The following is an 18,032-nucleotide window of genomic DNA, read 5'->3' as shown; positions in this document are numbered from 1 at the left end:
ACATCTATAAAAATATATTATCCGGGTATGGTAGTGCTAAAGGAGGCTTTTCAGAAAATGAGAAATATTGTAGTTTTAAAGATTCACCATCTATCGATTTCAGTTTTCCACTAGTAATTTCACATTCAAACACAACAACAATATATTCTACTTGATCGCCATTCGGATATATATGACGGAACCTTTCCCCTCCAAATACCCCTTTTTGTTTTTTTACTTGCACTTTCAAACCCGTTTCTTCCCACACTTCACGAACTACCGCTTCTTCTGGAGTTTCTCCAGGCTCAATTGCTCCAGCCGGCAAACTCCAATATTCTCCGCCAGGATATTGAAATAAGAGTTCTCCCTGCTCGTTTTTAATAACTGCAGCTACACTTGGCATAAATATTAGTTCATGTCCTAATTGCTCCCGGATTTTTTTATAATATAGCGACATCGACATATAATTCTCTCCCACTCCATTAATGAATAACTGTATTTTCTGACATATATTCTATAATAATACCAATAACAATTTCTATATAGAAAGGATAAGAAAATGACCCAAGTACAACTAGTAAATAGCTTTCTATCATTTTTAGGAACGACAAAACAGCCTACTAGCTTAAAGTTTTTAAATGAGCTTATTAAAGCTCATCAAGAAAAAGTAAAAGAACCAATACACTTATCAAATATGAAAGAACTTATTTCAAGGTCTAACGATTGGCATACATCTCCTGTATTAAAGAAAATTCAGATTTTCGGTTATATCGATGGTATTCCAACTTCTATTAATGATAATGTTTTAAAACGATATTTCCAAGGTAAGAAAAGAGAACAAATCATTACATCTTCTGAACTTAATTATTGGATAACAGAAAGATTTTGTGTTGATAAAGAAATATATGAAAGAGCTATTGAGATTTTCAATGAAAAATCTTCAAATAGAATATTACAAACAAGTTCTTTAATATCTTTAGGCTGAGGTAAATAGCTAGTTGAAGGAGCAATTTCAAAATTAAAGCTTATATGTCCACATCCAGTTAGCCACATATAGTGACATTTCAACTCTTCATCGAACATATATTTCACAATATCTATAAATAATAAATCTCCTGCGTATTGCAACAGAAACTCCATATTCGAGCTACAAGTATAATAATTGTCATCGTCATCAAGATTTTTTATATTATATTCCGCCAAATCCCATAAAAAATCTTCTTTTAATATATTTTTAATTTTTTCAACAATGCTTATCCCCCCGAATTTTCCCAAGAATAACTCTCTAATCTACTTAAAATAATTTCAGTAAATTCTTCAGCAATGTCCTTAGAAATCTCACCACGATTTCCAATAATATCCCAAGCAATATTAATTGAAGTCCATCTCATCAATGAATTCTTTTCAAATTTTAAAAACTCTATTATTTCCTCCTCTTTCATTTCACTTAGAATTGCTTTTAATTCACTTTCTTCTAATTTACTTCTTTGATCATAATCAGTTTGATTTAGTATTTTTACATATTCCTTACTTTCTTGATAAAAAGCAATCTTTACTTGTTCTGGTGATAAATCCGCTAATAGTTTTTCAATTTCTTCAGCGCCTATTTCTTTACCTTTATTTATACATTTGAAATAACATCCCATTTTAACTTTTCATTAATTTCACTCATAAGTTGGGGTATTACTACTTCACCATATTTTTTAAAACATTCATGAGTTCCTTCGTAATTTTAAAATAAAGTTTGATTAAAAATATCGTGTTAACCCGTATTCTATGGTCAATAAAAAGAATCCATTTTGAAAAAGATTGATCAAAATGGATTCTTATCCAGCAGGTTTATGTTTTGGTTTTATAAAAAAGTTTGATCATTTTCTATCAATGAAAACAATTAATTGACTATTTTTATTATGAAGAGGTCGGAGCAGGAAATTCATCAATTTTGATACGAAGTAAACTATAAGGTTTCTGTCGTAAGTCTTTTCCATAATGAAATCTAGGCTGTCGATGTAATTGGTTCACAATGACATACAAATATTGATCCGGACCAATTGAAAAAGTATCCGGCCACAAAATTCTCGGATCATGTGCGATAGCTTCCATTATGCCATTTGGCAATATCTTACGGATACTGTTGTTTTCATAATCTCCAGCATAAACAGCTCCCTTTGCATCGGTGATCATTCCATCAGACGCACCTTTTTCTCCCCAATACTCCACATGATAAGGTAAATTCATGTCCGGTATCGTTCTGTCTCTCAAGGCTTCTGTTGAGATCGAGAACAAATGCCGACTGGTTAGTGGAGCAAAAAATAATATCTTTCCATCGGGAGAAATCGCAAGACTATCAGACGCCAACCTAAATGGAGAAGTTGAACCGTCTTTGTTTCGATTCATTAAAATTTGACCTTCTACTTTCGGTAAAAAATAGGGATCGGGTGAAGTTGAATTTGCTCCATTTAACCGTCTAAACGCGTTTCCATTTGATAAATCTACGACGATAATAGCTCCTGGTCCTCTTGAAGAAGAATCCGTTATATAGGCATAACCTGCTTTTCCAACACGAAAATCAAAACGGACATCATTCAGATAAGTTGTAGGCAGGACAACATCTTCTGTAAAGGTATATACTTTTCTTATTGTATTGGTTTCTAAATCAACAGCGACTAATTTTGCCCCCCCTTTAATAGGTTCAGAAAAATTGGGTGCCGCTGTATCTAATATCCAAAGCGTTCCCCTTCCATCAGCAACTACACTTTGGACACTGATGAAAGTCATTGGGATATTCTCGGGATTAACCAAATTGGTTTGTAAATTAGGATAAGGCTGCAATTTATCCTCAAAAATTTCCGCCACCGTAAATTTAACATCGTCTCCCCATTTCGGAAAGCAAATGAAAATACGACCGGTTTCTGAAACAGTAACACCTGTAGGCATAGCCCCATAAAATGCATAAACTAGTTCTAAATTACCGAAATATTTTTCACTAGGTAACATAGGTTTCATAATATCCTCCTCAAGCATTCAAACGGGATATCTCCTATATATGATTTATATTTTTTCTAGTGCATGTTTCTTAATAAGTTTTTCTATACGAAAAGATGATTGAATTGATTGTTTTCGAAATTTAATAAGTCTGTCAGAAGAAAGGAAACATTTTAATTTAAAGGTCTCCAGATGAAGTAGAATTCAATTAGCAGGTAGCTAAGTTCAACATTCCCGAATCAACGTTAAGCTAGTATAAAAAATGGGGAAATATCCCCCTTTAAATTTGTGAAAAAATGTACTTAAGCTAAACTGCCCGTTAGTTTAAGTGTAACACTTCACAAACAATCTATTGAGTATTCTTATTATTCCTGTTTCCTCAACAATCTGGCCCTTTAATTGAACAATACAACTGAAATTTAAGGGGCAAAAGAAAAATCTTATATTAATACAGGGTTTTATCAATCTTTTTTATAAATTATCAAACTTTATTTTAAATCAATACCACACTTTATTCCATGTTCCATGAGTGACTAACGGGTGCTTTGAACAAGAAAATAAAGGTGAGTACATATTATACATGACTAATATGCGCTCACCTTTATTTTTTTAGGATTTTTAGCTTTTAGGTCTTGATAATAATTTTTAGTGGTTTTATTAACAATTTATATTTAGTAAAATTGCTTTTTATGAATTTAATATAAGTCCAAAGAATTTCCTGGTCAATATAATAACGTATATCAGCACACTTTTTCTTTATTCAGTCTACTTACAATTCCAACTATAAATTTATATTCAATCCTCCTCTTCTTAGTTTTTTTAAACCCTTCTTTCGTATCAAAAATAAAACACGTTTTCCGAAACCAAATTCGTACATATAAAGACTCAAAATAAATAGGTTTTATAATTCCTCGTTCCTCAAATTCAGTTCCATCTTTATTTTCAGTTTCTGTTCGAACGAACCACCTATTTCCGAAGCCAATTTCAATATACTTCACATAAGTCCCCCTTTCGGAAATTAATTTCTAACTGTTCTATTATTTCCCCGGTAAGCGCACATTCCGACAGAACATGAGCCCACAAAGAAAAAGTAGATTGCAAAAATCTACTTTATAACTTATATTTTTGCATTCGTTTATAAAATGTACTACGGGGTACATTTAATAGTTTTGCAGCTAACGAAACATTTCCATTTGTCTTTTGTAATGCTTCAATCATGCTATCACGCTGTATTTTTTCGCGAAAATGTAATGTATGTTCTGTTTTATTTTCAACTTGTAACTCAAGTTGTTGTTGATTTCCCCTCATTGTTTGTAACAAAAAAGCGACTTGTTTTTCGCATATTTCCCGTCCTTGCGACAAAATGTAAATGCGTTCTAATACATTTACTAGTTCCCGAATATTTCCGGGCCATGTATGTTGTAAAAATTGATTGTATATACTCTTTGGAAATACAACATTCCAATTCTTCTGTTCGCAAAAGTGTTGTATAAAATATGGGATATCCTCTTTTCTTTCTATTAACGATGGAACATATAACGGATAAACGTGCAAACGATAATATAAATCTTGACGGAATTTCCCTTCTTCTACTAACCGTAGTAAATCTTTATGTGTGGCAGTAATAATACGAATATTTACTGGTACCAATTTTGAACTCCCAATTGGAGTTATTGTGCGTTCTTGTAAAACACGCAATAATGCTACTTGCATCTCTGGTGGTACTTCACCAATTTCATCTAAAAATAATGTTCCTCCGTTTGCTTGTTCAAATTTCCCTTTATATCCTTGACGTCGCGCACCTGTAAACGCACCTTCAGCATAACCGAACAATTCACTTTCCATTAATTCTTTAGGCAAAGAACCGCAGTTAACAGCTATAAAGGGCCCGTCTTTTCTTGGACTATTTTCATGAATCGCTCTCGCGACATATTCCTTTCCTACTCCTGTCTCACCACATACATACACACTAGCATCAGTCGGTGAAACAAGCTTAATTTCTTCTAGTGTGTGTTGAAATGCTCTGCTTGTCCCGGTAACTCCTGAAAAAGTAATCCCTTTTATAAATGTGAGAGCAGAATATGTATTCATTTGTTTATTTTCCTTTAAATACATACATTTCCCAATCATTCTTTCATTACTATATACTGGTATCTCTAATTTAGTTTCCAATCCATGGTGCATTAACTCTTCAAGTTTCATTCTTGACCAATTATTTATTCGTTCACGAACGCTCTTACTCGCAGAAACGATAACATCACGATGATTACAAATAACTACTTGTTCATCACTATCAATGACATCTAAAAAACGATGGATTAAGTGTAATTCATTTTGATGAACTCTTATGCTACATTCACGTTCTATCGCATGTGCAATTGAAGTTACCATACCGAGCATATATGGATGCGAAAATTCAATCGGACACGAGAAATCTAGAACACCAATTAATTTCCCATCATCATTATGAATGGGAGCAGCCGCACAACTCCAGCTATGAGATGCCACGGTGTAATGTTCAGTACCACTTATCATAATAGCTTCTTCAATTTCTAGCGCTGTTCCAATTGCATTTGTGCCAACAGCTGATTCCGTCCATTTTACACCTTCAATAAAATTAATATGTTTCGCTCGCTTTAACGTTTGTTTATTTCCACTTAACGATAGAACATAACCATCTGGATCGATTAATAATGCCATCATTTGTAGTTCATCAATGGTTTTTCTCATATTTTGTATTTGAGGTAATGCGATATCAAGGAAAATTTCACTCTTTTTCTTTTGTTCTTGAAAAATGTTAGAAGACAAAATTTTCTGACCTTTATTCATGTGAGGATTAACATTAGCCTGTTTACATCGATGCCACGATTCTGAAATTCTTTGATTTATGCGATTTGAATCAAGAACACCTTCATTAACAAACTTTTTCCATGTATGTAAGTAAAACGGTGAAGCTAACATTGTATCATCTCCCTTTTAATTGTTTTGGAGATTTATAAAACATACTTTTATTATAAAACTGAATAAAAGCGTTTTCAATACAACTAGCAAGACGACACAAATATGTTAATAATTTGAATATCTTAATGCACTTCTTTATTCTTTTTTAGTAGCACTATATTTTGTATAATGGACGCAAAGAAAATACATAACCAAAACCACTTTTGTGGATTACCATTTATAAAGAAAACAATCACGGCTATTGCAAATAAAATAGTGGATGCTAAACTAAAATATAATTTTGTTTTAATTTCTCTTATCCCTCACCCCTCTGTTACTTTACAGTACATACTAACTCTTCATTTTTCATCTCTACTATGTACTCCTGTAAAACATATTCTTTCCCTCCATGGTTTTCATACCATTCATGTATTCCTTTAATATGCCTCTCGTCACTTCTAATTTTCGATTCTATTTCATTATACTGTTCATAACTATCATATTCCCATATGGCAAATACTTCAGACGTACCATTCTTATTATCTTCCATCCAGCGTCCTATTAGCCTAGAACCATGCTTTAATTGATTAGGTAAGTTCGTGTGATTGAAATGATCATTAAATACTTCTATGAATTCATTTTTCACTACATAGTACTTCCTTCTGTAAAACATACTTCTTCACCTCTTTCATGAAAAGTATTAGTAAATCTTCCCATCACTACCGTATTATAATACTTTCCATCCGATAGTCTTTTGTCATTTTTCAAAATGCCTTCTACTTCAAAACCTAATTTTTTATAAAGATGAATAGCTTTCTCGTTTGTCTCTAATACTTGTAAAGATATTTTATTTACTGCATTTTCGTCAGCCCATTTAATAGATTGTTGTAATAGGCTCTTCCCCATTCTATATCCCCAAAACTCTTTTAAAATACAAACGCCAAACTCCACTTTATGAGATAATCTCTTAAAATTTGATCCTTCACATCTTGAAAATCCAACAATTCGATTGTGCACTTCTACAACTAAAAAGAGATTCTTCGTTTCTTCACTATCTGTTTTTATTATTTTTTGAAACCCTAGGTCATCTATAAATCCCTCTCCAGCATCTCTATCCATATTTTCAGTTTCTCCATCAATCTGAACTCTAATTTTCGATAACTGCTCAGCATCTTTTTCAGCTGCAGAACGAATTGTATAAGTTAATCCATTTATATGATACTCTTGCTCTTTTACAATCATGTCAAACTCCTTTCAAATCAATATAATGGCGCTATTACAACTTGTTTACCTTGTTTCTCAAATTCCTGAACAGTTTCTTTACTAGCCTCTTCGTCAGTTATAATAAGGTCAACTTCTTTTAGAGACTCTCCTCTTATAAAACAATCTATTCCAAGTTTATTATGCGGAGCTAAACAAATATTTCTTCTAGCAATTTCACTTACTCTTTTACTAAAATAAGCAACTTCAGGTGTTGCAGTACTAATACCTTGTAATGAAATGCCTCCACCTGTAGAGAAATAAAGATCAATAGAAAATCTACTTATCAATTCAGAGGCAAATGTATCAGTAATATTTCCTGAAGGCTTTACTTTTCCACCAATTAAATATGTATCGATGTTCTTATATTCTCTTAGATGACCAGCTATTTCTATAGAATTCGTAATAACCGTAAATGATACTTCCGGTAAATATTTCAGCATCGCATTATGAATGGAAGCCCCGCCAATAAAAATAGAATCATCTTCTTGTATATAAGATGCCGCAACTTTTGCAATTGTGTTCTCATATATTGAGCTATCACTATAACGTTTAGCTGGTTCCGCAGCTAAGTTCCTCACTCGCGTAAGTTCAATTGCACCTCCGTGCGTTCTTTTTAATAAACCATCCTTTTCCATAATAGACAAATCTCTTCTTATAGAATCAATAGACATTTCAAATCTTTCCGCAAGTTCCTTTGCGATTACTCTTCCATCTGTATTAAGTAGTTCTAAGATTCTCTCTCGACGTTCTTCAGTAAACATGTTATCACCACCGTTATTGAAGATTCAGAAACTTAAACTTTATTTTAATTATATGTATGCCTCTTCTGTTTTACAATATTTTCAGTTCTTATTTATTCCGTTTTATACAGTCTTCTCCCGCTTTCTATCCCATTAATTTGCCAACCGAATAAATGTATATCTGTATATTACGCAAAAATACTTTCATTTACCTTCCTGTTGATGTAAAATTATTCCTATGTTTTACTTTTTAATACAGAAAGGGATTACTATGAAATCATTAATCAAAACGACATGTACAGCATTATTATTTACTGGAATATTAACAGGATGTAATAGCAATACTACATCAAAACAAGAAAAGAGCGCTCTCGAAAAGAATGCAATGCACTATGGAGAAATAGTTAAAAACGAATACTATAGAGCGACAGTTGAAAATGCAAAGTTTGAAAAAATAGACAAAGAGCGACGCCTTACTACTCGTGTTATGATTAATAATGTTCGGGACGATGGACAAACTATTGATCTTTCGGAAATAAAATATTTCATACAAGATGAAAAAACTGGTCAGAAATATGAAGGTGAAGCTCATCCGATAGATGACGAGCACTATAAAAATGTTCCACACGAATTCTCTTTAACTACTGACGTTGTGTTTGAACTGAAAACTTCACCAAAAGATTTAAATAATATGTATTTATACATAGATAGCAAAGCAGCGCCGTTAACAGATACATATTGGAAGCTTGATAATTTAGTATCTAAATAGAAAGACCAGTCTTACATGACTGGTCTTTTACATTCATACATTTAACTTTCATTAACACTTATATTCATTTTCTAATAACAACTTGAATAACATCAGCTAAACCAGTGTGCCCTTTCCCTTCAATTCGCTCTTGTTCGCCATTAAAGAAATGAATTACCTTATGTTCTTCACACCAAGTAAGGATATCAATTGGATCATACAGCATATCAACATCTTTTGGTCCACCAGTACCATATTTTATTTGTTTTTTTGAGTAAACTTCAAACATAATTAAACCACCAGGCTTTATCGTTTGTATCATTTTACCTAATATCATTTTTTTATAATTATCATGAAAATGTCCAAATACCATAATTGCTGCATCATATTCATTTTCTGGCAAACTATCAGCTAATAAATCTACTTTTTTTGTATGCACGTTTACGTTATGCTTCTCTGCCAATTTTTTTGTCTTCTCTAATCCATCTTCCGAATAATCAATAGCTGTTACTTCGTTCCCTTGTCTTGCTAGAAATACAGCATTTCTACCTTCTCCCTCCGCGAAAGCTATTACTTTATTGTGATTTGCTAAACGAAATGCTTGTTCTTTAATAAATGTATTAGGTTCTTCCCCGTAAAAATATTCATCTGATTTATATCGATCATTCCAAAATTTAGTCATCATCTTCTCTCCTTCTTCATATCATTTTCTAACTACAATTAAAGATATCGAAGAGTCTTTTTATCCTTAATTAATTTAAAAATAAAAGCAGATTAAAAATCCACTTTTATTTTTTTCGCAAGATCTACGATTTTTTGATTTCGTAACTCTTCTTCCATTTTCTCTTCTGCTGCGAGCATTACTTCATTAATTAAACATCCAGGTTTGTCATGTAAACAACATTCAAACAATGATGTTTTACCTTCAATTGCATGTATAATATCTAAAAATGAAATATCTTCCCAATTCTTACTAAGTGAGTAACCGCCCTTTGGACCAGATGATGAATGTATCATCCCTTCCTTCGTCAACTTAGTTAGTATTTTAGACAAGTACGTTGGTGAAACATTTTGCATTTCTGCTAATTGGTGAACACTAACTAACTTATTTGGTGTAGCCTTTGCCAGAAAAAGCATTGTATGAAGAGCATAATTTGTAGCTTTAGAATATTTCATAATACAGCTCCTATTGTAGACTTCATGTATCTACAATAACTTTATTTTTTTATTATGTCAAACGTTTGTAATACTCCATACAACATTATTTCTTCACAAGTAATACATCTGCCGCGCAAATCGTCACTTCTCTAAATGGAGAGTCAAATAAAACACCTAGTTCAAAACCATCTTCAGTAAGAGCTATTTCATGATATAACCACCAAGCATTTTCAAAGTTTTCCGGCATAGAACACTTTGTTACTCCTATAAAGGTTACTTCAAGTTTATCAAATTCACTAAAAGTACCACTGCAATCTAATACGATAGACAAAGTATCTTCTGATTCTCTCTTTATTACTTTAATTACACTATCGTGTAGTGATGTCTTGTGTAACTGAGCGACATTTGACGGAAGTTTTTTCTCAATGGAATTAAAATATTCTACGTATAATTGATCTAATTGTGCCACTCTTTTCTCATAATCTGTTGTCCACTTTTGCATACGTTTTTTCAGTTCACCTGATGGATATTCTGAATTAATTGTGATGTTTTGTATAATTGAGTATATCGATTCAGGAAGGAATTTTAATAAATCTATTTTCCTTTCCTCTATTTCTTCCTTTAAACTTTGTATATCCATTTCTGACCATTCTTTTATAGACTCTATAAAACTTACAAATTCTAAAACTTGCATTTTTTATACCAATCTCTTGTAAAATATTTCAATGACACCTCTCCTAAAACATTTTTAAATCCAGTAAAAACAATATATCCACTTATTATATCATTCCAATAACTATTTTTTCTAAAGAAAAAATGTAAAACTGTAAATATTCCGCCTATTATTTCTAAAACTTCAGAATATTTACAAAAGTATAAAATTAGAATACATTTTAGCTGTACAAGATTCACCTGTACAAAAATTCAAACAAAAAGGGATGGTTATATGTTGAAAAAATTAGTAGCAGGAACATTAGTAGCGGGTTTTGCATTAACTGGAGGACTAGGTGCGGTAAGTGCTGAAGAAAAAAGCAACACAATTAAGTCATTTGATTATTTAAAAGTGGATGAACAAAATGTTAATTCATTTGCAAAATTAAATGATCAGGATAAGAAAAATATCCAAATTACTATGGTATTACCAGAGCAAAATGAAAATGGGGATTGGCTAGCTTACGGTTTTACTAGTCGTGAAACATTAGATGCGTATATTGAAAAGGATAAAAAAGCAATTAAAAATAAAATTAATCCTTTAGGTAGCGGTGCTGGTAGTACTGATTTTTATGAACATAAAGATAAAGGTGGCCAATATATTTACTGGAGTAGCGGCTTTAAAAACTTACCATCTAGCTGGAATGACAGAATTTCTTCTGTAAGTACAGCGTCACCTTCTGCAAGTTATTCAACGACACTTTGGGAGCACACTTCAACACAAGGATATGGAAAAGGCGTTTTATTTAAACACGCTGATTGGTACGGTAAAACTGCTAATTTAGCTGCTGATTGGAACGATATTACTTCAGCGATTGAAATTAAATAGTAATAAGACATTTAATTTCTTCTATAAAAATTCAAACCACTATTCTCTCTTTCATTTAGAGAATAGTGGTTTATCATATTTCTATTTAAGCATGTACAGCATGTCCTACTGCTTGCATTAACGCTTCATGAATCGCCTCAGATAAAGTTGGATGTGCTGCAATATAATCTCTCATTATATCAGCGGTAACTTCTGTATGAATCATTACGGTTCCTTGACCAATAAGTTCAGTTGCATAAGGACCGATAATAGAAATCCCTACAATTTCTTGGTATTTAGGTTCCACAATGACTTTTACTTTCCCTACTTGTTCTCCTAAAATAAGAGCTTTTCCGTTCGCTGTAAAAGGAAATTCTCCGATGAGAATATCACCATATTGTTCTCTTGCACCTTTTTCACTTAACCCGACACTAGCTATTTCTGGAGCTGTGTATATACATCGAGGCACAGCGTGATAATTTACTTTCACGTCTTCTCCACTTGCGTGTAATGCTGCTGTCGTTCCTTCATGGAAGGCAACGTGAGCAAGCTGAATTCCACCGATCACATCACCAGCTGCGTAAATATGTGATACGTTCGTTTGCATATGTTCGTTCACAGCAATCCCTTTATTTGAAAACTGAACCCCTGCTTTTTCTAAATCTAATTGTTGTACACGTGGTTTTCGGCCGACAGAAATGAGAACATATTCCGGGTTAGCTTCTTGGATACTACCTTCATATTCAAATGAAGCTTGCTTCTTATAATTATTTAATCCTTTTAAAGCAGCTCCTGTAAATATTTCTACGCCATCACTTTCTAATTTCTCTCTTAAAATATGTGCGATATCTTCATCTTCACCTGGTAATAATTGCGGTGCCATTTCAACAATCGTAACTTTTGTCCCAAGGCGACTATAAATACTTGCAAACTCGCATCCTATTACACCACCGCCAATGATTAACAATGAAGATGGTACACTCTCAAGAGACATCGCATGGCTACTATTTAAAATCCATTTTCCATCAAACTGAGCGAATGGTAATTCTGTAGGTTCGGAACCAGCTGCGATAATAAACCTCTCTCCATCCACTACTTCTTCTTTATTTCCTTGTACAACTCGCACACGATGATCCGTTTCGAATTTCGCTTTTCCTTTTACAACTTTAATTTTATTTTTCTTCATTAAATATTGTATTCCTTGGACGAGTTGCATTACGATTTGTGATTTCCTTGCCTGTATTTGATCCCAATCAATTGATATACTTCCTGTATTAAGCGTAACCCCATAATCATTCGCTTTTCTCACAATGTCATGCACTTCTGCACTTTCTAACAATGATTTCGTCGGCATACACCCAACATTTAAACACGTTCCGCCAAGGTCAGCTTCATCAATAAGAGTGACCTCTTTTCCATTTTGAGCCGCGGTAATTGCCGCTACATATCCAGCTGGTCCGCCTCCAATTACAACTAATTTACTCATTCTCTCACCTTCTCTTTATAAAAGAATTGTTATAGGTTCTTCTAAATAATATTTAATTGTGCGTAAAAATGCAGCTGCTGGTGCACCGTCTAGTACACGATGATCGAATGTTAAACTTAAAGGTAACATACTACCTTTTTTTAATTTTTTCCCTTTATATACAGGAACATGTTCAATTGCGCCAATACCTAAAATACCAGTCTCAGGTGTATTTAATACAGGTGTGAAATATTCAATACCAAAGCTACCTAAATTACTAATTGTAAATGTCGTTCCGTGCATATCATCACTACTTAAGCTACCTGCTCGCGCCTTTTGTGCCATATCCTTAATCTCTTTAGACAACTCTACTAAAGATAAATTATTTGCAAAGCGAATAGCTGGAACGACTAATCCTTTTTCTAATGCGACTGCTATGCCTAAATGCACATGTTCAAATTGATGAATGGCATCATCTATATAAGCGCTGTTCATTTCTTTATGCTCTCTAAGCGCTAATACAACAGCACGAGAAACGAAATCCGTAATGGTTAGTTTGTTTTCGTATCGTTTTTGCACAACTTCCGCTATGTCTTTATGTAATGCAACTAAATCTGTAACATCTACTTTCATCGTTAACGTTAATTGCGCACTATTTTGTAAGCTTGCATGCATACGACTCGCAATTGCTTTTCTCATACCAGTAACAGGAACGACTGTACTTTCTTCTTGTTCAGGTACTTCTGGATTTGCTACTCTTTCTTCTAGCGCCTTTAATACATCTGCCTTTGTAATCCTTCCGCCAGGACCTGTACCAACTAATGCCTTGATATCCAGATTTTCAGACTTTGCAATTTTCTTCGCTACAGGTGAAATTTTAATTCTTTGCTTCGATACTTCTTTCCCATTTGGTTCTTGATTTTGTACATTTTGTACTTCTATATTAGATGTTTTTTCTTCTATAACATGTGTGCTTTCCTGCATTTCTACTTTTTCATTCGGTTTACCGATGTAGCAAATTACAGTACCAGGCGGCACTCCTTCATCTTCACTTACAGCTATATCAAGTACCGTACCATCAGCTGGCGCTTCAATTTCCGTTTCAATTTTTTCTGAATTAATACTAGCAATCAGTTCTCCTTTTGCTACATTATCGCCTGCTTTAATATTCCAGCTCGTAATAATACCTTCTTTCATCGCCATACCTAACTTCGGCATTACAACTTCTACAGCCATGTGTCTCTCTCCCTTCTCATCGTTTTATTACACATGTAATAAAGATTGGTCTCCAATCATTTCTGATACAGTTTCAATTACTTTTTCTGGCGTTGGCAAATACAACTTTTCAAGTGGTGGTGAGAACGGAACAGGTGTATGTGGTGCTGTAATTCGTTTAATAGGTGCATCTAACAAATCAAAACCTTTATCCGCTACAATTGCCGCAATATCTGTTGCGATACTACATCTTGGATTCGCTTCGTCAATAACGATAAGACGATTTGTTTTTTCAACAGATGATAAAATAGTATCTTCATCAAGCGGTGATAAAGATCGTGGATCAATTACTTCTACTTCAAGCCCCTTTTTCGATAATTGCTTTGCAGCTGCAAGTGCTGTATGAACTTGTTTTCCGATTGCGACAATTGTTACATCAGAACCTTCTCGTTTAATATCTGCTTTTCCTAAAGGAATTGTATAATACCCTTCCGGCACTTCACCTTTCATATTGTAAAGTGTTTTATCTTCAAAGAAGATTACTGGATCATCATCTTCAATTGCTGCTAATAATAAGCCTTTTGCATCATACGGCGTGGAAGGAACAACAACTTTAATACCTGGTATGCTCGTAAATAATGCGTACAAACTTTGTGAATGCTGAGCTGCTGCACTAAAACCAGCACCATGCATCGTACGTACTGTAACGGGTACTTTTGCTTTACCTCCAAACATATAACGGAATTTCGCACCTTGGTTTAATACTTGGTCAAGACAACTACCGATAAAATCATTAAACATTAACTCAGCTATCGGACGTAACCCAGTTGCAGCAGCTGCCATCGCAGCTCCCATATAACCCGCTTCAGAAATTGGTGTATCCAATATACGATTTCGGCCAAACTCTTGTACAAGTCCTTTCGTAACACCAAGAACACCACCCCAAGCTTCATCATCTTGCAGATGATCAACTTGTGCACCGCCTGCAACATCTTCACCTATTAAAATTACATTTTCATCACGACGCATTGAGATTTTCATCGCTTCATTAATTGCAGTTGACATACTTACTGTTCTAGTCATAATTTTTCACCCTCCTCTTATTTGTAAGAAACGTATACATCTTTTAATAATTCTTCATCGTCTGGGTATGGACTATTTTCACTAAATTCAATGGATCTTTGTACTGCATCATCTACTGCTTTTTCCATATCAACAAGTTCAGATTCCGTTAATAAACCTTCATGAATTAAATGCTTACGGAAATTCACAATCGCATCTTTTTCATTTAAATGTTCTTCTTTTTCTTCTGATGTTTTATATGTTTGCGCTTCACCTTCAAAATGACCGTAATTACGATATGTCATACATTCAATAATTGTTGGACCATCACCATTACGCGCACGTTCCACTGCTTCTGCAGCAGCTTTATATACAGCTAGAAGATCTTTTCCATCTACTTGAACGCCTGGAATATTATAAGCTTTTGCACGATCCGCAATAGAATCACAACTTGAAGCATATTCAAATGTAGTTGCTTCACCGTAACCGTTATTTTCTGCAATAAAAATAACTGGTAACTTCCAAATCGCCGCTAAATTAACCCCTTCATGGAATGTTCCTTCATTATTTGCTCCGTCACCGAAGAAACAAACACTTACATCTTTTGTTCCTTTATATTTAGCTGTCAATGCTGAACCGCAAGCAAGTGGGAAACCCCCGCCTACAATGCCATTAGCACCAAGCATTCCTTTATCTAAATCCGCAATATGCATGGAACCGCCTTTACCTTTACATAATCCTGTCGCTTTCCCGAAAAGTTCAGCCATCATACCATTTAAATCACAACCTTTTGCGATACAATGTCCATGACCTCTATGTGTACTTGTAATACTGTCACTATCCGTTAAGTGGGCACATACACCAACTGCTACCGCTTCTTCACCTGCGTATAAATGAACGAAACCTGGCAAAACGCCTTGCGCGAACAATTCATGTACCTTATCTTCAAACTTACGAATCTCTAACATTTTTTCATACATCCAACGAGCTTGTTCTTTCGTAATTTCATTCCCTTTACTTTCAGTTGTTTTTAACATGTCCAGCCCTCCTATTTTCTTGATCATCTTTTATATTGCAAGTACCGTGCCAAATTCTAATCCTTGATTTAATAGGTTTTCTCTTTTCTTTCATAATAAAAAAGTGGACAAAATGAGACATCTGTCTCGTTTTGTCCACTTTTGTTCACCTAATTTGAGAACTATTATCTTATTCATTATCAAAGCTCTGCTGTAATTTTCGGATGTAAATAATTTGGCCAATATGATATGCATTATGAGTTGTTACATTCGCTAACACTTCCCACCACTTTGCAGAAACAGGAAATCCTACTACATCACTTTCAACCTTTTCTTCATTTATAAGATTTTGCCATTGTAACAGTTTTTCTAGTAGTTTTTCCCGTAATTCATCGAAAGTTTGATTATCTGAAAGCATAAAACTTTTGTTATTATCTCCTATAGAGGGTACTGCATTAACATTTGATTCTTTATACCTAGTTTGCCACGTAGAGTTCCAATACAGTAAATGTTGTACGATTTCAGCTATACTATTACTCTCTTCATTCGGTTTCCAGAAAGCTTCCCTCTCAGATAAATCCTTAACTGCATCTGAAAATGGCATATACCAACTGGGATCATTTGCATTTGCTAATAACTGATCTGCTAATACATCTTTCACATGGACCATTTTTCTTCCCTCCTGTTAAAAAGATTCATTTCATGACAATACTCACTTCTCTAAATACGCTGAGTTTGTAAGATTTCCTCTTTTTAAGCATAACCCCATACATATGCACATAAAGAAACCGAAAGCACCTAATACATAAGCTAATGCATAACCACTTCTCCCAATAACCCAGCCCGCAATTCCAGGTCCAATCATTTGCCCAACTGCATAGAAAACAGATATAAAACTAATTGCCATTGAGACATATTTCGGAGATACTTGCTTTGAAGCTGCAACTTGAATTAATAATAGTATACCTCCGAGGCTAGAACCCCAAATAATTGCCGACACGATAAAACCAGTTATATTTCCAAATATAATTGGAGCCATATCACCTATAATAGCTAATAAAAGCGCACTACATAAACTCTTCTTTATACCAATTCGATCCGAAATAAATCCCCAGACAGATGCTCCTACGATTGAAAAGATGCCAGCAATTGCATAAACAGTCCCCGAAATTGATGCTGAGATACCACTATCAATCATAAAACTAGTTTGATATAAATTTGGAATTAAATATACAACACCAACAATAAAATACATCCATGCAATGATATATAGTTCTTTCGTTTTCCATAAAAACGATTTATTACTCATTTTTTGCTCATCTTCAGTAACTTCTGGATTTTTCAAAACAACTGAAGCGGCAAATACAATGATACATGTAATAACTCCAAACAAAAACCATGCACCACGCCAACTATACTCAGGAAATGTGCGCACTACATAAGGAACAATTATTCCACTAAATAGCATACCTATACCTGCACCGCTTAATAACAATCCCATTACAGTTCCTCTTTTGTCTGGAAACCACCCTACCGTTATTGACATGAGTGGTGTATATACAAGAGCACTACCAGCTCCAGCACATAGCATACAAAAAGCAACTATCCAAAATGAAGAAACAAACGCTAATCCCATTAAGCTTATAACGACGAACCAACTGCCTATTAATAAAACTGATTTTGCGCCAAAACGGATAGTAAATATTCCAGATGTTCCTACAGTTAATAAATAACCTAAAAAAAGTATGGTTCCTAGCATACCTGATTGAGCCGTAGATAAGTGAAGTCCTTCCTGCATAAATGGCAGTATAATTCCATATGCCATACGGGCGAAACCAGTTGTTGTTATAATAAGAAAGATTCCTATTAATACAAATATCCAAAAATGACTTTCATTCCGCTCTTTCATTTAAATTCCTCCATAAAAAATTATTTCCAATTG

Annotated in this window: 19 protein-coding genes and 1 pseudogene; 3 read left to right on the top strand and 17 right to left on the bottom strand. The window is 33.9% G+C overall.

The window, feature by feature from the left end; translation table 11 throughout:
• Positions 1 to 4: 4 nt before the first annotated feature.
• A complete protein-coding gene (locus AB6801_RS17700) occupies positions 5 to 442 on the bottom strand; it encodes an NUDIX hydrolase (protein WP_000062929.1) in 438 nt (145 codons plus the stop codon).
• 96 nt (positions 443 to 538) lie between these two features.
• On the opposite strand from AB6801_RS17700, the gene AB6801_RS17695 reads away from it, so the two are divergent.
• On the top strand, positions 539 to 964 hold the full coding sequence (locus tag AB6801_RS17695) for a hypothetical protein (RefSeq protein WP_000195532.1): 426 nt from the start codon (positions 539 to 541) through the stop codon (positions 962 to 964).
• A 268-nt stretch (positions 965 to 1,232) separates the two neighbouring features.
• Here AB6801_RS17695 and AB6801_RS17690 read toward each other — a convergent pair whose 3' ends face one another.
• From AB6801_RS17690 to AB6801_RS17660, 7 genes are all read right to left on the bottom strand, one after another.
• Positions 1,233 to 1,625: a hypothetical protein gene (locus tag AB6801_RS17690; protein ID WP_000501980.1), complete on the bottom strand. Its 393-nt coding sequence runs from the start codon at positions 1,623 to 1,625 to the stop codon at positions 1,233 to 1,235.
• A gap of 262 nt (positions 1,626 to 1,887) precedes the next feature.
• The gene (locus AB6801_RS17685) at positions 1,888 to 2,985 is read right to left on the bottom strand and encodes an L-dopachrome tautomerase-related protein (RefSeq protein ID WP_015382380.1); all 1,098 of its coding nucleotides are present in this window, start codon (positions 2,983 to 2,985) and stop codon (positions 1,888 to 1,890) included.
• A gap of 719 nt (positions 2,986 to 3,704) precedes the next feature.
• On the bottom strand, positions 3,705 to 3,962 hold the full coding sequence (locus AB6801_RS17680; protein WP_000873827.1) for a DUF3977 family protein: 258 nt from the start codon (positions 3,960 to 3,962) through the stop codon (positions 3,705 to 3,707).
• Between the two features lie 112 nt (positions 3,963 to 4,074).
• Positions 4,075 to 5,925: a sigma-54-dependent Fis family transcriptional regulator gene (locus AB6801_RS17675; protein WP_000881431.1), complete on the bottom strand. Its 1,851-nt coding sequence runs from the start codon at positions 5,923 to 5,925 to the stop codon at positions 4,075 to 4,077.
• Between the two features lie 313 nt (positions 5,926 to 6,238).
• Entirely contained in the window at positions 6,239 to 6,577 is a 339-nt protein-coding gene (locus AB6801_RS17670) for an NIPSNAP family protein (protein ID WP_000499982.1), read from the bottom strand.
• A complete protein-coding gene (locus AB6801_RS17665) occupies positions 6,550 to 7,146 on the bottom strand; it encodes a GNAT family N-acetyltransferase (RefSeq protein ID WP_000635686.1) in 597 nt (198 codons plus the stop codon). Before AB6801_RS17665 ends, AB6801_RS17670 begins: the two co-directional genes overlap by 28 nt.
• 17 nt (positions 7,147 to 7,163) lie before the next feature.
• Positions 7,164 to 7,928 carry a DeoR/GlpR family DNA-binding transcription regulator gene (locus AB6801_RS17660; protein ID WP_000493659.1) on the bottom strand — a complete coding sequence of 255 codons (765 nt, stop codon included), beginning with the start codon at positions 7,926 to 7,928 and terminating at the stop codon, positions 7,164 to 7,166.
• A 250-nt stretch (positions 7,929 to 8,178) separates the two neighbouring features.
• Between AB6801_RS17660 and AB6801_RS17655 the strand changes: the two genes are divergently transcribed.
• Positions 8,179 to 8,676 carry a hypothetical protein gene (locus AB6801_RS17655; protein WP_000838469.1) on the top strand — a complete coding sequence of 166 codons (498 nt, stop codon included), beginning with the start codon at positions 8,179 to 8,181 and terminating at the stop codon, positions 8,674 to 8,676.
• Between the two features lie 64 nt (positions 8,677 to 8,740).
• Here the strand turns inward: AB6801_RS17655 and AB6801_RS17650 are convergent, their stop codons facing one another.
• The 3 genes and pseudogenes from AB6801_RS17650 to AB6801_RS17640 all read right to left on the bottom strand — a co-directional run bounded on the left by AB6801_RS17650 (position 8,741) and on the right by AB6801_RS17640 (position 10,539).
• Positions 8,741 to 9,340, bottom strand: a complete 600-nt coding sequence (locus AB6801_RS17650) for a class I SAM-dependent methyltransferase (RefSeq protein ID WP_002103201.1) — start codon at positions 9,338 to 9,340, stop codon at positions 8,741 to 8,743.
• Between the two features lie 89 nt (positions 9,341 to 9,429).
• Positions 9,430 to 9,831, bottom strand: coding sequence for an Rrf2 family transcriptional regulator (locus AB6801_RS17645; RefSeq protein WP_000877650.1), 402 nt, complete (start codon positions 9,829 to 9,831; stop codon positions 9,430 to 9,432).
• Positions 9,832 to 9,916: 85 nt separating this feature from the next.
• Positions 9,917 to 10,539 (bottom strand): annotated as a pseudogene (locus AB6801_RS17640) (DUF4085 domain-containing protein).
• A 220-nt stretch (positions 10,540 to 10,759) separates the two neighbouring features.
• Between AB6801_RS17640 and AB6801_RS17635 the strand changes: the two are divergent.
• Positions 10,760 to 11,353, top strand: a complete 594-nt coding sequence (locus AB6801_RS17635) for a hypothetical protein (RefSeq protein WP_000914430.1) — start codon at positions 10,760 to 10,762, stop codon at positions 11,351 to 11,353.
• Positions 11,354 to 11,438: 85 nt separating this feature from the next.
• Here the strand turns inward: AB6801_RS17635 and lpdA are convergent, their stop codons facing one another.
• The 6 genes from lpdA to AB6801_RS17605 all read right to left on the bottom strand — a co-directional run bounded on the left by lpdA (position 11,439) and on the right by AB6801_RS17605 (position 17,999).
• On the bottom strand, positions 11,439 to 12,818 hold the full coding sequence (gene lpdA, locus AB6801_RS17630) for a dihydrolipoyl dehydrogenase (protein WP_000041213.1): 1,380 nt from the start codon (positions 12,816 to 12,818) through the stop codon (positions 11,439 to 11,441).
• A 15-nt stretch (positions 12,819 to 12,833) separates the two neighbouring features.
• The gene (locus AB6801_RS17625; protein ID WP_000257765.1) at positions 12,834 to 14,033 is read right to left on the bottom strand and encodes a dihydrolipoamide acetyltransferase family protein; all 1,200 of its coding nucleotides are present in this window, start codon (positions 14,031 to 14,033) and stop codon (positions 12,834 to 12,836) included.
• 27 nt (positions 14,034 to 14,060) lie between these two features.
• On the bottom strand, positions 14,061 to 15,095 hold the full coding sequence (acoB, locus tag AB6801_RS17620) for an acetoin:2,6-dichlorophenolindophenol oxidoreductase subunit beta (RefSeq protein WP_000198898.1): 1,035 nt from the start codon (positions 15,093 to 15,095) through the stop codon (positions 14,061 to 14,063).
• Between the two features lie 17 nt (positions 15,096 to 15,112).
• Entirely contained in the window at positions 15,113 to 16,111 is a 999-nt protein-coding gene (gene acoA, locus AB6801_RS17615; RefSeq protein ID WP_000921275.1) for an acetoin:2,6-dichlorophenolindophenol oxidoreductase subunit alpha, read from the bottom strand.
• A gap of 169 nt (positions 16,112 to 16,280) precedes the next feature.
• Complete coding sequence (locus AB6801_RS17610) at positions 16,281 to 16,760, bottom strand: DinB family protein (RefSeq protein WP_000233797.1); 480 nt, start codon at positions 16,758 to 16,760, stop codon at positions 16,281 to 16,283.
• A gap of 42 nt (positions 16,761 to 16,802) precedes the next feature.
• Positions 16,803 to 17,999 (bottom strand): MFS transporter, encoded by a 1,197-nt coding sequence (locus AB6801_RS17605; RefSeq protein WP_000664567.1) that lies wholly within the window; start codon positions 17,997 to 17,999, stop codon positions 16,803 to 16,805.
• Positions 18,000 to 18,032: the final 33 nt, after the last annotated feature.

This window comes from Bacillus sp. RCC_6_1 (assembly GCF_041360755.1).
Taxonomy (GTDB): domain Bacteria; phylum Bacillota; class Bacilli; order Bacillales; family Bacillaceae_G; genus Bacillus_A; species Bacillus_A cereus.
Note: the sequence above shows the minus strand (reverse complement) of the source record. Positions and strands in the feature narration are given on the sequence as shown.

Coding starts and splice junctions, on each gene's coding strand:
- AB6801_RS17700 (WP_000062929.1), bottom strand. CDS start 442: ATGTCGATGTCGCTATATTATAAAAAAATCCGGGAGCAATTAGGACAT.
- AB6801_RS17695 (WP_000195532.1), top strand. CDS start 539: ATGACCCAAGTACAACTAGTAAATAGCTTTCTATCATTTTTAGGAACG.
- AB6801_RS17690 (WP_000501980.1), bottom strand. CDS start 1,625: ATGGGATGTTATTTCAAATGTATAAATAAAGGTAAAGAAATAGGCGCT.
- AB6801_RS17685 (WP_015382380.1), bottom strand. CDS start 2,985: ATGAAACCTATGTTACCTAGTGAAAAATATTTCGGTAATTTAGAACTA.
- AB6801_RS17675 (WP_000881431.1), bottom strand. CDS start 5,925: ATGTTAGCTTCACCGTTTTACTTACATACATGGAAAAAGTTTGTTAAT.
- AB6801_RS17670 (WP_000499982.1), bottom strand. CDS start 6,577: ATGTTTTACAGAAGGAAGTACTATGTAGTGAAAAATGAATTCATAGAA.
- AB6801_RS17665 (WP_000635686.1), bottom strand. CDS start 7,146: ATGATTGTAAAAGAGCAAGAGTATCATATAAATGGATTAACTTATACA.
- AB6801_RS17660 (WP_000493659.1), bottom strand. CDS start 7,928: ATGTTTACTGAAGAACGTCGAGAGAGAATCTTAGAACTACTTAATACA.
- AB6801_RS17655 (WP_000838469.1), top strand. CDS start 8,179: ATGAAATCATTAATCAAAACGACATGTACAGCATTATTATTTACTGGA.
- AB6801_RS17650 (WP_002103201.1), bottom strand. CDS start 9,340: ATGATGACTAAATTTTGGAATGATCGATATAAATCAGATGAATATTTT.
- AB6801_RS17645 (WP_000877650.1), bottom strand. CDS start 9,831: ATGAAATATTCTAAAGCTACAAATTATGCTCTTCATACAATGCTTTTT.
- AB6801_RS17635 (WP_000914430.1), top strand. CDS start 10,760: ATGTTGAAAAAATTAGTAGCAGGAACATTAGTAGCGGGTTTTGCATTA.
- lpdA (WP_000041213.1), bottom strand. CDS start 12,818: ATGAGTAAATTAGTTGTAATTGGAGGCGGACCAGCTGGATATGTAGCG.
- AB6801_RS17625 (WP_000257765.1), bottom strand. CDS start 14,033: ATGGCTGTAGAAGTTGTAATGCCGAAGTTAGGTATGGCGATGAAAGAA.
- acoB (WP_000198898.1), bottom strand. CDS start 15,095: ATGACTAGAACAGTAAGTATGTCAACTGCAATTAATGAAGCGATGAAA.
- acoA (WP_000921275.1), bottom strand. CDS start 16,111: ATGTTAAAAACAACTGAAAGTAAAGGGAATGAAATTACGAAAGAACAA.
- AB6801_RS17610 (WP_000233797.1), bottom strand. CDS start 16,760: ATGGTCCATGTGAAAGATGTATTAGCAGATCAGTTATTAGCAAATGCA.
- AB6801_RS17605 (WP_000664567.1), bottom strand. CDS start 17,999: ATGAAAGAGCGGAATGAAAGTCATTTTTGGATATTTGTATTAATAGGA.